The organism is Streptomyces sp. NPDC044033, assembly GCF_056434425.1.
The window spans coordinates 153,826-167,147 of the sequence record NZ_JBWKFF010000017.1 but is presented as its reverse complement, the minus strand read 5'-3'; the positions used below and the strand labels follow the sequence as shown (position 1 = coordinate 167,147).

General features: G+C 71.5%; 12 protein-coding genes. 5 read left to right on the top strand and 7 right to left on the bottom strand.

All coding sequences use genetic code 11. The features are described from left to right. The first annotated feature begins 23 nt into the window (after positions 1-23). The 4 genes from AC07AB_RS27720 to AC07AB_RS27705 all read left to right on the top strand — a co-directional run bounded on the left by AC07AB_RS27720 (position 24) and on the right by AC07AB_RS27705 (position 5,192). The gene (locus tag AC07AB_RS27720) at positions 24-1,079 is read left to right on the top strand and encodes a GSCFA domain-containing protein (RefSeq protein WP_478572198.1); all 1,056 of its coding nucleotides are present in this window, start codon (positions 24-26) and stop codon (positions 1,077-1,079) included. After that, the gene (locus tag AC07AB_RS27715; protein ID WP_478572061.1) at positions 1,042-1,737 is read left to right on the top strand and encodes a hypothetical protein; all 696 of its coding nucleotides are present in this window, start codon (positions 1,042-1,044) and stop codon (positions 1,735-1,737) included. The genes AC07AB_RS27720 and AC07AB_RS27715 overlap by 38 nt, the downstream gene beginning before the upstream one ends. Positions 1,738-1,861: 124 nt before the next feature. After that, positions 1,862-2,734: a TauD/TfdA dioxygenase family protein gene (locus AC07AB_RS27710; protein ID WP_478572058.1), complete on the top strand. Its 873-nt coding sequence runs from the start codon at positions 1,862-1,864 to the stop codon at positions 2,732-2,734. A gap of 946 nt (positions 2,735-3,680) precedes the next feature. Next, a complete protein-coding gene (locus AC07AB_RS27705) occupies positions 3,681-5,192 on the top strand; it encodes an AbfB domain-containing protein (protein WP_478572055.1) in 1,512 nt (503 codons plus the stop codon). A 333-nt stretch (positions 5,193-5,525) separates the two neighbouring features. Here AC07AB_RS27705 and AC07AB_RS27700 read toward each other — a convergent pair whose 3' ends face one another. From AC07AB_RS27700 to AC07AB_RS27670, 7 genes are all read right to left on the bottom strand, one after another. Continuing rightward, positions 5,526-6,296 (bottom strand): SpcZ, encoded by a 771-nt coding sequence (locus tag AC07AB_RS27700; protein WP_478572052.1) that lies wholly within the window; start codon positions 6,294-6,296, stop codon positions 5,526-5,528. A 263-nt stretch (positions 6,297-6,559) separates the two neighbouring features. Continuing rightward, positions 6,560-6,952: a type II toxin-antitoxin system death-on-curing family toxin gene (locus AC07AB_RS27695; RefSeq protein ID WP_478572049.1), complete on the bottom strand. Its 393-nt coding sequence runs from the start codon at positions 6,950-6,952 to the stop codon at positions 6,560-6,562. Further along, positions 6,949-7,143: a ribbon-helix-helix protein, CopG family gene (locus AC07AB_RS27690; protein ID WP_007445201.1), complete on the bottom strand. Its 195-nt coding sequence runs from the start codon at positions 7,141-7,143 to the stop codon at positions 6,949-6,951. Before AC07AB_RS27690 ends, AC07AB_RS27695 begins: the two co-directional genes overlap by 4 nt. Before the next feature lie 160 nt (positions 7,144-7,303). After that, positions 7,304-8,539, bottom strand: a complete 1,236-nt coding sequence (locus AC07AB_RS27685; protein WP_478572046.1) for an XdhC family protein — start codon at positions 8,537-8,539, stop codon at positions 7,304-7,306. Positions 8,540-8,653: 114 nt separating this feature from the next. Next, entirely contained in the window at positions 8,654-10,807 is a 2,154-nt protein-coding gene (locus AC07AB_RS27680) for a xanthine dehydrogenase family protein molybdopterin-binding subunit (protein ID WP_478572043.1), read from the bottom strand. Beyond that, positions 10,804-11,796 (bottom strand): FAD binding domain-containing protein, encoded by a 993-nt coding sequence (locus AC07AB_RS27675; RefSeq protein WP_478572040.1) that lies wholly within the window; start codon positions 11,794-11,796, stop codon positions 10,804-10,806. Before AC07AB_RS27675 ends, AC07AB_RS27680 begins: the two co-directional genes overlap by 4 nt. Beyond that, positions 11,793-12,386 (bottom strand): (2Fe-2S)-binding protein, encoded by a 594-nt coding sequence (locus tag AC07AB_RS27670; protein WP_478572037.1) that lies wholly within the window; start codon positions 12,384-12,386, stop codon positions 11,793-11,795. Before AC07AB_RS27670 ends, AC07AB_RS27675 begins: the two co-directional genes overlap by 4 nt. Before the next feature lie 356 nt (positions 12,387-12,742). Here AC07AB_RS27670 and AC07AB_RS27665 point away from each other — a divergent pair, with 356 nt between their 5' ends. Continuing rightward, a complete protein-coding gene (locus AC07AB_RS27665) occupies positions 12,743-13,321 on the top strand; it encodes a TetR/AcrR family transcriptional regulator (RefSeq protein ID WP_478572034.1) in 579 nt (192 codons plus the stop codon). Position 13,322 lies beyond the last annotated feature (1 nt).

The window sequence follows — 13,322 nt, the reverse complement described above, 5'->3', positions numbered from 1 at the left end:
CCGGGCCGAGCCCGGCCCCCGCGATGGACAACCCCTACCAATCGCTGCCGCCGCGCTCGTTCTGGCGTTCCGCCGTGGCCGAGCCGGACATGGCGGACATCGGCGGTCTGTGGTCGCCGAAGTTCGGCATCGGGCAGGACGAGCCCGTCCTCACCGCCGGTTCGTGCTTCGCCGGCCACATCGGCCGCACGCTGCGCGAGCGCGGCATGAACTGGCGCGACGCCGAACCGGCCCCGCCGGGGCTGACCGAGGCCGAGCGGACGGCCCGCCAGTACGGTGTGTTCTCCTTCCGCACCGGGAACATCTACACCGCCGCCATGCTGCGGCAGTGGCTGTCCTGGGCGCACGGCGAGACCGCGCCGCCCGACGGGGTCTGGAGCGAGGACGGCCGCTGCTTCGATCCGTTCCGACCGGCCGTCGAGCCCGCGGGCCACGCCTCGGCCGAGGAGGTACGGGCCGCGCGCGGGGCGACGCTGGGGGCCATCCGCGGGGCCGTGGCCGAGGCGGGCGTGCTCGTCTTCACCCTCGGCCTGACCGAAGCGTGGCGGGACCTGGCCGAGGGCACCGTCCACCCGGTCTGCCCCGGTACGGTGCGCGGCACGTACGACGCCGAGCGGTACGCGTTCCACAACTCCACCTATCCCGAGGTGTACGAGGACCTGTCGGCCGCCATCGAGCTGGCCCGCGCCGCCAACCCCCGGCTGCGGGTGCTGCTGACCGTGTCGCCGGTGCCGCTGACCGCGACCGCCACCGGCGGCCACGCCCTGACGGCCACCACCTATTCCAAGTCCGTACTGCGGGCGGTGGCCGGGCAACTCGCCACGGAGCTCGACCACGTCGACTATTTCCCCGCGTACGAGCTGGTCACGGGCTTCCCCTTCAAGGCGGCGTGGTTCGAGCCGAATCTGCGCACGGTCACGCCGGAGGGCGTTGCCTTCGTCATGCGCCACTTCTTCGACGGACTCGCCCAGCGCCCCGCCGAACCCGTCCCGGCGCGATCCGCCGGGCCCGCCGCACCTGCCACCGGAGAGGACTTCTGGTGTGACGACGCCGTACTCGACTACTACAACCCCCGCTAGGTTCCTGCTGCTGGGCGACTCGCACGCCGGGCCGATCGGCCGGGCGGCGAAGGAGGCCGGCATCCCGTTCAGCGGCGGCCCGATCGGCGCCGGGCGCGATTTCAACGCCGAGTTCTTCGACGTGCGCGAGGGCGACGTCGTGTTCCGCAAGCCGCAGGCGGACGCGTACTACCGCGGCTTCCTGGGCGAGTTGGACGTGGCCGGGCTCGACGGGCTGACGGTCCCGCTGGTGGCGACGTTCGGCTTCAGCGCCCATTTCATCGCCACCACCCAGAACTGGCACATCTACCGCACCCGCGACGGCGGCTTCCCGCCCGGCTTCCTGGCCGGCCCGCTGTTCGACGCCGTCGTCCGCGCCACGGTCCGCGACGCCCTGGCCTTCTACGCGCACGCGCGCGCCATGGGCCTGCGGGTACTGGCGGCGATGGGGCCGCAGCGGGTGCCGAGCCTGTCCGATCCGGTGGTCTTCATGGCGGCGCAGGACGCCGTGCGCGGCGCGCTGGCCGAACTCGGCGTGGAGATCGTGGACCTGCGGCCGCGCGTGACCGGCGAGGACGGCTTCCAGCGCCCCGAACTGTGCGAGAACAACGACGTGATCCACGGCAATCTGGCATTCGGCCGGCTGATCCTGACGGATCTGCTGGCGCGGGGCCTTTGAGCGCGCGGGCCTTGAGCGCGCGGGCCTTGAGCGCGCGGGCCTTGAGCGCGCGGGCCTTTGAGCGCGCGCCGCGCCACAGCCGTCGGCCGATGTCACTCAACCCCCTAATCCTCAGGAGGACGGAATGGAGCAGTACGCACTGGATGCCGTCGAGCGCATCACCACCAGGCCGCCGGAGGTCTACGACTCCGTCGTCGTCGACCCGCTGACCCCGCTGACCGGCGCCGAGGTCTCCGGCCTGGACCTGTCGAAGGAGTTGACGGCAAGTCAGGTCGACGATCTCAAGCGCGCCTTCCTCGCCCACCACGTACTGGTCTTCCGGGACCAGACGATCTCGGGCGACGACCACAAGCGGCTCGCCGGCCACTTCGGCGAGATGCACCCGGTGGCGGCGCCCGCCGAGGACTCGGACCCGTACATCCTCGAACTCAGCACCACCAAGGAGTCGCGCGCCGTGGCCGGCAACGGCTGGCACGCCGACGGCACCGCCGACGCCGAACCCTCGCTCGGCTCGATGCTCTACATCACCCGCACCCCGGAGATCGGCAGCGGCGGCGACACCCTGTTCGCCAATATGCACCTGGCGTACGAGCTCCTGTCGCCGGCCATGAAGACGTTCCTCGACGGGCTGACGGCGGTCCACGACGGGCTGCTGCCCTGGCAGGGCGAGACGCCGCCGGCCGACTACGTCGTGCCCAAGAACGAGCACCCCGTGGTGGCCCGCCACCCCGAGACCGGCCGCAAGCTGCTGTTCGTCAACGGCGCCTACACGTCGCACATACCGCAGCTGACACGCGGCGAGAGCCGGGCGGTGCTGGACATGCTGTACGCCCACATCGCCGGTACGCCCATGCTGTCCTGCCGGGTCCGCTGGGCGCCGAACACCCTGGTGTTCTGGGACAACCGCTGCGTGCAGCACCACGCGACGTGGGACTACTACCCGCACTCGCGGTACGGCCAGCGCATCGCCATCAAGGGGCAGCGGCCACTGGCCTGACCGGGGCATTCGGTCCCGCGCGGGCCGCGCTCGACGACAGGGCGGCCGTGCGGGGTCATGTTCCCCAGGTACCGCTGGCGACCGACTCCGTCAGCGGTCAAAGGGCCGGGACCTGGGAGGGGGCTGAGAGATGTGAGACAGGGCCCCTTCCTGTACCCGCCACGCCACATCGAGTCGATTTCGCGTGGCTCCTCCGGCCCCTGCTCCATCGACCAGTACCACCAGGACCGGCGACAGCGCCCCGGAATATCAAGGGCAGGGCCGGCGAGTCACACCGAGCACGGCAGGCCACGAGCCCGAACCGGGCTCTACAACGCAGATGGCAACTGACGTGCAGGTCTGCCCGCCGGGCAGAGGCCTCGCCGCTGTCCTGACCTACAGGACGCCCGCGTCTCCGGCATCGGTGAGCAACGTCGCGCGCAGTCCGGCTTCATGACGGCCCGTCAGGCGCCGCACCTCCTTGCCGCAAGTGAAATAGATCATGGAGAGTTCGCAGGGAACGAGAGCAACCATCCGTGTTCGCCCCATTTAGTCCGGTCGTTCGCGCTCGGGCGGGGGTGACGGGGTGGAGATTTCACTTTCTTCGGCCTTTATCCCGGCCATATGATCCCCGGCATGGCTGCTGCGTGACCGTGTTCGGCGCGACGGCCTTCACCTGCTTTCCGCCCGAGGAAATGGATCAAGTGAAGCATCGTCGCACTCCTGCGGTGACTACTGCTACCGCTGCGGCCGGCCCAGTCATGACCATCGATTTCACGGCAACGCGGATACCCCGACGGACATGAACAACCGCTGTCTGCCGTAATGCGTCAATAAAGCCACTGCCTATATGAGGTCACCCGCACAGGGTCGCCCATTTGGATTGATAGAAGGGCTTGCTGAAAACAGAATGCGCAACACACATTCGGCCTCCGCGCGTATGCGGAGCGTCTTCCATCGCGGGATCGTGACCGCGACCGCGCTGGCCGCGGTCGCCGGCATAGCCGTACCGGCCGTGGCTGTCGCCGCGCCGTCGGGTGCGGCGGTCGTGCCGGCCCGTATCGGTACCAACGACGAACAGCGGCGTGCCGCGGCGTCGGTGGTCCATCTGGACCCGAGCCCGGTGATACTGCTGCAGAGTGACCAAGACTTCATCTTCACACTGTGGGAGGAGGCCCAGGAGGCCGGAGAGCGTCTGGATACGGTGCGCATCGCCGCTGAGGAGGCCATGGCCAGTACCTCTGCCGACGATTACGTGCGGTTCATCGTCACCGGCATCCATGAGGCGCACGAGGTCGACAAGCAGCTGGAGAAGAGCCGGGCCGAAGCCGAGTACGCGGCCCGGCAGGCCAAGACCCAGGCGCTGATCGCGGTGGGCATCCCGGTCACTTCGGATCTGCTCGCCCTCAACGACGAGAATTTCATCCGGAAGATCATGAAGCATCCGGACTCGGGTGCGGAGGTCAGGACCGCGGCCGCGCACTCATTGGCCGGCACCCCGGCCGACCAACGGGAGTTCATCGCCAACGGGGCTCGCGAGGCTCATGACCGCGATGTGGCCAATCAAGAGGAGAAGAACCGTGAGGAGGCCCAGCACCGCAAGGAGCTGGCCGCCCGCATCAACGTCGCAGCGATGTTCGCCATCACCCCGACCGAAGCCATGCTCAACCTCGGCGACGACAACTTCATCCGCGAACTGCTCCGCCGTGCCCCGGCCGACGCCCAGTACACCGAATTGTATGCCGCGGCCCAGCGGGCGGTGAACAGTTCCACTCCGGCGGATTGGAAGAACTTCATCCTCACCGATGCCGAACAGGCATACAAACGCGACGTCGAGGCCCGCCGCAAGAAGGTCGCCGAAGCCAATCGCCGGCGCGCCCTGGAGATCCAGGCGGCCGCCGAGAAGACCGGGGTGTATCCGGGTCTGGTCGCCGCGGCGAAGGCGGCGCGGGCCGGCAGCGACGAGGACGTCGTCCGCTTCCTGGAGGAGGAGAGCCAGCACCGGGCGAAGCGGCAGTCCTTCCAGCCGAGCAACGCCAAACTGGCCGACATGTACATCCGTCGGTCCAGCGTCGACGACAACATGGCCTTCCTCGCTCCCATCTATGCCGAGACCAAGCAGCCCGACCGCGAAGACGCGACCTGGGTCATCGTCCCCTCACTCGCCAAGCAGCCCGGCTGCTACTCCTTCGAGTCGGTCCGCGAACCCGGCTACTACCTGGCGCAGAAGGATCTCCGCGTACGGATGTCCGCGAACGACCACAGCACGGCCTTCGCCAAGGACGCCACCTGGTGCGCCCGCAAGGGCCTGACCGGTTCCGGAATGTCCTTCGAGTCGGCAAGCCAGTCGGGCCGCTGGCTGCGCCAGTTCCAGGGCGACATCTGGGCGGCGGACAAGAGCGGCAAGCACCGCTACGACAACAGCAAGGACTTCGCCCTGGACGCCACCTGGAATATCACCGCCCCGCTCGCGCCCTGACCCGTTCCCCCGCTGAGTCCGCTCCTCAAGAGGAACGGAACGCTCAAGGTCTCGGATCGTCCGAGCCGCGCCGCCATGGCCGGCAGCGCGATACCAGCGCGCCGACGAAGCCGGCGAGGGTGTGCACCATTTCGGATATCCCTCGCTCAGCCCGCTCTTTGATGCGTCGGCGGATGGTCTGGTCGGAACATCACGGGGTGGAGACGCGTTCGTAGCCCAAGCCGTGGGCCAAGGCGAGCAGCACGTGCTCGCCTGCGTGCCGAACGCCGCGCGCTGGGCCAGGGATCTGAACACAGGCTCCGGCCCCCGGCCCCCTCCGGCCGCGCCCCCTGCTCAGGCCACGGCCCGCCCCAGGCTGTCGGCCAGCCCGTCGGCCAGCCGCGCGCAGGCCGCCCGGCGCCGTTCGTCCCGGCCCTCGGCGCCGTCCCGGTCGGCGAGGGCGAGGACGTAGGCGCGTACGTGCGCGAAGGGGTACGCCTCGGCGTAGCCGCGGGCGTCCGCCGAGGCGTACGCGGCAGCGGCGGCCCGGGCGTTCGCGAGGGCGTTGGCGGCGGCGTAGGAGCGGGCGTTGGCACCGGTGTTGAGCTCCGCGTAGCTGTCGGCGAACTCGGCGGCCCGCTGCTCGCCGTAGTCGTTCGCCATCGCGTAGGCGTGGGCGTCGGCGGACGCGGTGGCGAACGCCTCGGCGTAGGCGTAGGCATGGCGGTACACCTCCGCCAGCGCCGCGCCGAGCGCCGCTTCCCACGCGTCCGCCCCGACCCGCTCCCCCGCCAGCGCCCGTACGTGCAGCGCCCGCACCGCTTCCTGGGCCCCGGGATCGTCACCGCGCCGTGCGGCGGCCTCCGCAAGCATCGGTGTGACGGTACTGGCGTGCCAGTCGTGGACCACGGCGAAGGGCACCTGCCCGCCCAGGCGCGCGAGTTCGCCGTGGACGCGCCGGGCCCAGCCGGTGGCCGCCGCGGCTTCCTGTCCGTCGAAGAGCGCGGTCATGACCTGCACGGACCAAGGTGCCGGGGCGCCGTCGTACGAGCCGGCCGCGTGGCCTTCTTCGAGGCGGGCGAGGAACTGGTCGAACGTTTCGGCTACGGCCGGGGGAAGAGTCATCCATCTCTCCTGTGTGGGCTGTCGCGGCCGCCGGTGCTCCGGCCTCCGGCGGGGATGATCACCGTATCCGGGGACGCGGCGGGAAAGCGATGGCTGGAGTGATCGCGCCCCACCGGCCCGGCACCGGCCCGGGCGACCTGTCCCCCGCCCTCGGCCTGCCCGGGGAGCAGATCGTCGACACGGTCGCGGAGACCGCGGACGCCATGGCCGGCTCCTGGCCCAGCGTGCAACGGAACCTCACCCGTACCTCACGATGTCGAACGTCAGGAAATGGGGAACCAGGCCGACAGTCGCTTGGCGATGGCCGATACGTCGGCGTTGTCCTGCGCGACTTCCTCGACAAACGGGCCGGCGAGAGAGGCCGGCGGCGGGGAGATGCCGGCGCTGACGCCGTTGAGCCGCAGGAAGACGCGCATGGCGAGCCAGGCGGTGCGCTTGTTGCCGTCGATCAGCGCGTGATTGCGGGCAACGGAGTGCAGCAGTGCCGCCGCCTTCTCGTGCGGCGTGGGATACAGCTCGGATCCGAACACGTTCGTCCGGGGCCGTTCGATCGCCGACACCAAAAGTCCCATGTCACGAACGCTGTGCTCGGTGCCGTTGACCGTGCGGGCGATGGCCAGGATCTCGTCGATCTGGAGGTAGCGCACTTCGTTCACTTCAGGTAGTCCAGGATCTCCGCATCGCTGTCCATGAGCTCGGCCAGGACGTCATCGACCTTCAGCTCGGCCCGATCCTGGGCGTCACGGATGGCCTCAATGGCAAGTTCCTGCTTGCTGCGGCCCTCCCGGCGAGCCCGCTCGGTGAGCTTCGCGTCAAGGTCGTCGGGGAGTCGGAGTGTCATCGCCATACAGCGATGATACCGGACTGGTATCTAGGTGGCGAGGTGGTATCAGCCACTCAAAACCTCGGACCACGGCGCCGCCCTGTGTGGCGCCTGTGTCATATCCAGGGCCGGACGCCCGACGCCCGGCACGCCGCCGATCCGGCCAGAGGTGCGGCACAGGCCGTCAGGCCGCCGCGTGCTCCCCGGCCACGCCGGATTCCGGCCGGGCCGCGTCGCGGTGAATCGGCGTCCCCGCGCCCGTCAGCGGGCGGCCCGTACCGCCTTCCCGGGCCGCGACGATCTCGGCGGCGATGGACAGGGCGGTCTCCTCGGGCGTGCGGGCCCCGAGGTCGAGGCCGATCGGCGAGCGGAGCCGGGCCAGTTCGGCCTCGGTGACGCCGACCTCGCGGAGCCTGCGGTTGCGGTCCTCGTGGGTGCGGCGCGAGCCCATCGCACCCACGAAGGCGACCGGCAGCCGCAGGGCCGCTTCCAGCAGGGGTATGTCGAACTTGGCGTCGTGGGTCAGTACGCACAGGACCGTGCGGCTGTCGGTCGCGGTGCGCTGGAGGTAGCGGTGCGGCCACTCGACCACGATGTCGTCGGCTTCGGGGAAGCGGACGCGGGTGGCGAAGACCGGACGGGCGTCGCACACGGTCACGTGGTAGCCGAGGAACTTGCCCGTACGTACGAGGGCCGACGCGAAGTCCACCGCGCCGAAGACGATCATGCGCGGTGGCGGCACGCTCGACTCGACGAGCAGGGTGAGGTCCGGCTCGCAGTGCCGGCCGGCCGCCGAGACGTCGACCGTGCCGGTGCGGCCCGCGGCCAGCAGGGCGCGGGCCTCCGCCGCCGCCGTACGGGCCAACTCCGGGGGCCCGTCGAGACCGCCCCCGTACGTGCCGTGCTCGTCCCCGTGTCCGTCGAGACCGCCCCCGTACGTACCGTGCTCGTATCCGTCGAGGCCGCCCTCGTACGTGCCGTCCGGGTGTACGAGCAGGGCGCCGCCGAGCGGCCCGGCGGGGCTTCGGGCCACGCGGACGAGGGCCGCCGTCCCGCCGCGCGCGGCGGCGGCCAGCGCCGCCGCGAACACCGTGCGGCGGGGCGCCCGCGCGGCCACCGGCGTGACGAGGATCTCGATGACCCCGCCGCAGGTCAGGCCGACCGCGAAGGCGTCCTCGGCGCTGTAGCCGAACCGCTCCAGGACCGGTTCGCCGTCCTGGAGGGCCTGTACGCACAGCTCGTACACCGCCCCTTCCACGCAGCCGCCGGAGACCGAGCCGATGACCACGCCGTCGCCGTCGACGGCGAGGGCCGCACCGGGTGACCGGGGCGCACTGCCCTCGACGGCCACCACGGTGGCGACGGCGAAGTCGCGGCCCTCCTCGACCCATCGGTTCAGCTCATCGGCGATGTCCAGCATCTCGGTCTCCTCTCTGTACGCGGGCCGGTCGCACGGCGGGGCCGGGGGCGGCCGGCCCCGCCGTGTGCCGCTCGCGGACGGCCCCGGCCCCGGACACCGCCCACGGCTCAAGGCTCAGACGGCCCCGCTGCCCGCGGCCGCGCCCGTACCGCCCGCGAGCAGCACGCGGTCGGGCCGGATCGGCAGGTGGCGGTGGCGCACGCCGGTCGCGTGCCAGACCGCGTTGGCGATCGCCGCCGCGACCCCCACGATGCCGATCTCGCCGATCCCCTTGATCCCCACGGGGTCGTCCGGGTCCGGGTCGTCCACCCAGTCCGCCTCGATGTGCGGGATGTCGGCGTTCGCGGCGAAGTGGTAGCCCGCGAGGTCGGCGCCGACGACGCCGCCCGAGGCCCGGTCCCTGACCGCTTCCTCGTGCAGCGCCATGGACAGCCCCCAGATCATGCCGCCGACGAACTGGCCACGCGCGGTCAGGGGGTTGACGATCCGGCCCGCGGCGAAGATCCCGAGCATCCGCCGGACGCGCACCTCGCCGGTGGTGACGTCCACGGCGACCTCCGCGAACTGCGCTCCGTAGGAGTGCCGTTCCTTGGCGGCCAGCGCGGCGATCGCCTCGGCGGTGTTGGACCGGGCCGTGATCCCCTGCGGGGGAATGGCGCCGCCCAGGGCCAGTTGCTCCCGCAGGTCCTTCGCCGCGATGGCGATGGCCCAGGACCAGGAGCGGGTGCCCATCGAGCCGCCGGCGAGCATCGCCGGCCCGAAGTCGCTGTCGCCGATCTTCACGCGTACGCGCTCCGGAGCGACCTCCAGCGCGTCCGCCGCGACCAGGGTCAGCGCGGTCCGGGCTCCGGTGCCGATGTCCGATGCCGTGATCCGCACGGTGAAGGTGGAGTCCGCCTCCGCCGTCACAGCGGCCGTGGACGGGGCGGCTCCGACGAAGAACGAGGCCGCCGCGGTGCCGGTCCCGAGCAGCCAGCGCCCCTCGCGGCGCACTCCGGGGCGCGGGTCCCGGTCCGCCCAGCCGAACCTGCGGGCGCCTTCCTCGAAGCAGTCCGGCAGCCGGCGGGTGGAGAAGGGCAGCCCGGAGACCGGCCCCGCGGCCGGTTCGTTGCGCATCCGCAGTTCGATGGGGTCGATGCCGCACTTCTCGGCGAGTTCGTCGAACGCGGACTCCAGCGCGAAGGAGCCCGGCGCCTCGCCCGGCGCGCGCATATAGGTCGGCGTGGGCGTGTCGAGCCGCACGAGGCGGTGTGCGGTGCGGTGCGCCTCGGCGTCGTACATCACGCGCGACACATCGGCGCTGCGCTCGATGAACTCGCGGAAGGTCGAGGTGACCGACTCCGACTGGTGGTCGAGCGCGCGCAGCCGGCCGTCCCCGTCGGCGCCGAGCCGGACGCGCTGCTCCGTGGGGCTGCGGTGGCCGACGAGCGAGAACATCTGACGGCGAGTCAGTACGACGCGGACCGGGCGGTGCAGCACGGTCGCCGCCATCGCGGCGGCCACCTGGTGCGGGCGGGTCGCCTTGGACCCGAAGCCGCCGCCGACGTGTTCGGACCGTACGCGAACCGAGGCCGCGTCGAGGGAGAACAGCTGCGCGAGTTCCTGCGCCACGAACATGCTGCCCTGGTTGGAGTCGACGACTTCGAGCCGGCCACTGTCCCAGCGCGCCATCGCCGCGTGCGGCTCCATCGGGTTGTGGTGCTCCTCGGGCGTGGTGTACCGCCCGTCCACCACGAACGCGGACGCGGCCAGTTGGGCTTCGAGGTCCCCCTTCTCCGTATCCGACTCCTGGCCCTGGGAGGCGTCCGGCCTGTACGCGCCGGGGTGCCCGGCGAAGAAGTCGACGTCGTGCGGCTCCTCGTCGTACTGGACGGTCAGCGCCTCGGCGGCCTCCCGGGCCTGTTCGGACGTCTCGGCGACGACGAGCGCCACCGGCCAGCCGAGGTGCGGCACCCGGTCGTGCTGGAAGAGCTGGAGGATCGGGTCGGCCGGCCCCATAAATCCCATGTACTGCGACTCGACGCGCGGGGCGTTGCCGTGGTGCAGCACGGCGAGGACGCCGGGCATCGCGAGGACGGGCTCCGACTCCATGGCGCGGACCCTGCCGCGGGCCACGGTGGACAGCACCAGCCAGCCGTGGGCGAGCTCGGCGAAGGGGATCTCCCCGGCGTAGCGGGCCGCTCCGGTGACCTTGTCCCGGCCCTCCACTCGGGTGTGCGCGGCTCCGACGGCGCCCGTCGCCGCCGCGGTTCCGGTCGTCACCGTCATCGGGCTGCCTCCTCGGTGAGCTCGGTCAGTACGGCGACGACGAGGTTGCGCATCAGCGTCACCTTGTATCCGTTGTGGGGCAGCGGCTCGGCGGCGGCCAGTTCGGCGTCCGCGGCGGCGGCGAAGGCGGCTGCGCTCGCCGGGCCTCCGGTCAGCGCCTGTTCCGCCGTACGGGCCCGCCACGGCCGGGACGCGACCGCCCCGAAGGCGAGGCGCACCTCGCGTACCGTCCCCTCCTCGATGTCGAGGGCGGCGGCGATCGAGCCGATGGCGAAGGCGTACGACGCGCGCTCGCGCACCTTGCGGTAGCGGGAGACGGCGGCGACGGGGGCCGGCGGCAGGGTGATGCCGGTGATGAGCGCGCCGGGCGGCAGCGCGGTCTCCAGGTGCGGGGTGTCGCCCACGGGGAGGTAGAACTCCGAGAGCGGCAACTCCCCCGGCCCGTCCGCCGTTTCGTAGGTGACGGTGGCGTCGAAGGCGGCGAGCGCCACCCCCATGTCCGAGGGGTGGGTGGCCACGCAGTGCGCGGAGGCGCCGAGGATGGCGTGGTTGTGGTGCTCGCCCTCGATGGCGGGGCAACCGCTGCCGGGGGCGCGCTTGTTGCACGGCTGGGCCGTGTCGGCGAAGTAGCCGCAGCGGGTGCGCTGGAGCAGGTTCCCGCCGACCGTCGCCATGTTGCGCAGCTGACCCGAGGCGCCCGCGAGGACGGCCTGCGCCAGCGCGGGGTACCGGCGCCGCACCTCGGGGTCGGCGGCCAGCTCGCTGTTGGTGACGGTCGCGCCGACGCGCAACCCGCCGTCCGGGGTGGCCTCGATGTGGCCGAGGGGGAGTTCGCGTACGTCGATGAGGCGCGCGGGCCGCTCCACGCCGGTCTTCATCAAGTCGACGAGGTTGGTGCCGCCGCCGAGGTAGCGCGCCTCGGGGTCGGCGTCGAGCAGCGCGACCGCGCCCGAGACGTCGGACACCCGCTGATAGCCGAATTCCCTCATGCCGCCGCCTCCGCGTCCGCCGCGTCGCTGTGGTGGCGGGGGGCGGCCGTCGCGCCCTCCGCCGTGATCCCGGCCGCCCGGGCGACCGCCTGGACGATCGACACGTACGCACCGCAGCGGCACAGGTTGCCGCTCATCCGCTCGCTGATCTCGTCGGCGGTGAGCGGCGGCACGCCCGCTTCGGGCCGTACGTCGGCGGTGACCGCGCTCGGCCAGCCCGCGGCGTGCTCCTCGATCACTCCGAGGGCCGAACAGATCTGTCCTGGCGTGCAGTAGCCGCACTGGTAGCCGTCGAGGTCGATGAACGCCTGCTGCACCGGGTGCAGCGTCTCGCCGTCCGCCACGCCCTCGATGGTGGTGACCTCCCGCCCCTCGGCGGCGACCGCGAGCTGGAGGCAGGACACGGCCCGGCGCCCGTCGATCAGCACCGTGCAGGCACCGCACTGGCCCTGGTCGCAGCCCTTCTTCGTGCCGGTCAGGTCGAGGCGCTCGCGCAGCGCGTCGAGCAGGGTGGTGCGGTGGTCGACGGGCAGGCTGTGCTTCTCGCCGTTGATGTTCAAAGTGATGGCACTGGACGTCGGTAGGGCCATGATCAGCCTTCTTTCGCGTATGTGGTACGCGGCGGGGTGTCGGGGCGCGGCCCCTGTCCCCGGCGTGGTCGAGCGGTCTCTGCCGGTCCGGAGCGGGCGCCCGATCGGGGCCCCGCCGGAACGGCAGATGGGAAGAAGGTGCCGCTGTGCGCAGCGGCACCGCCTCGGCCACCTGCGACGCAGCCGGTGGCGGTACGACCGTTCACGATCGCCACCGACCGGGTATGCCGCTACGGTAGACCTAAATGGACACTTGTCCGTTGAGCTTCAACCTAACGGACAGCTGTCCGCTTAACAAGGCCGTTCCAGCCGTGTTTCCGGGAGCCGGGAAGCTGTGATCGCGGGAAGGAGGACGAGTGCAGGAGAGAAAAGACGCGCCGCTGCGCTCGGACGCGCAACGGAACCGTGAGCGCATCCTGACGGTGGCGCAGACCGAGCTGACGCGGTCGAGTGACGTACCGCTGAGTGCGATCGCGAAGAAGGCGGGCGTCGGGCAGGGCACGTTCTACCGCAACTTCCCCGACCGCCAGTCACTCGTGCTGGAGGTCTACCAGTACGGCGTCCAGCAGGTCTCCGACTCCGCGTCCCATCTGCTGGCGACCCGCGCCCCCGACCGCGCCCTGCGCGAGTGGATGGACCAGCTCGCCCAGTACGCCATGGTCAAGGCCGGGCTGGCCGAAGCGCTGCGCAAGGCCACCAGCGCCTGCGGCACCCTGGCCGGGCTGGGCCGCGGCCCGGTGACCTCGGCCGTCACCCTCCTGCTGCGGGCGAACCACGAGGCCGGCACCATCCGCCCCGGGATCACCCCCGAAGACTTCCTGCTCGCCATCGCCGGCCTCTGGCAGATCGATCCGCGCGGCGACTGGCAGCCGCGGGCGACCCGGCTCCTGGACCTGGTCATGGACGGACTGTGCGCCGGGGCTCCCGGCCGGTGAA

Excerpts from the sequence above, each read along its gene's own strand:
- AC07AB_RS27700 (WP_478572052.1), bottom strand. The coding sequence starts at position 6,296 with ATGACTCTTCCCCCGGCCGTAGCCGAAACGTTCGACCAGTTCCTCGCC.
- AC07AB_RS27680 (WP_478572043.1), bottom strand. The coding sequence starts at position 10,807 with ATGACGGTGACGACCGGAACCGCGGCGGCGACGGGCGCCGTCGGAGCC.
- AC07AB_RS27685 (WP_478572046.1), bottom strand. The coding sequence starts at position 8,539 with ATGCTGGACATCGCCGATGAGCTGAACCGATGGGTCGAGGAGGGCCGC.
- AC07AB_RS27670 (WP_478572037.1), bottom strand. The coding sequence starts at position 12,386 with ATGGCCCTACCGACGTCCAGTGCCATCACTTTGAACATCAACGGCGAG.
- AC07AB_RS27710 (WP_478572058.1), top strand. The coding sequence starts at position 1,862 with ATGGAGCAGTACGCACTGGATGCCGTCGAGCGCATCACCACCAGGCCG.
- AC07AB_RS27720 (WP_478572198.1), top strand. The coding sequence starts at position 24 with ATGGACAACCCCTACCAATCGCTGCCGCCGCGCTCGTTCTGGCGTTCC.
- AC07AB_RS27675 (WP_478572040.1), bottom strand. The coding sequence starts at position 11,796 with ATGAGGGAATTCGGCTATCAGCGGGTGTCCGACGTCTCGGGCGCGGTC.
- AC07AB_RS27690 (WP_007445201.1), bottom strand. The coding sequence starts at position 7,143 with ATGGCGATGACACTCCGACTCCCCGACGACCTTGACGCGAAGCTCACC.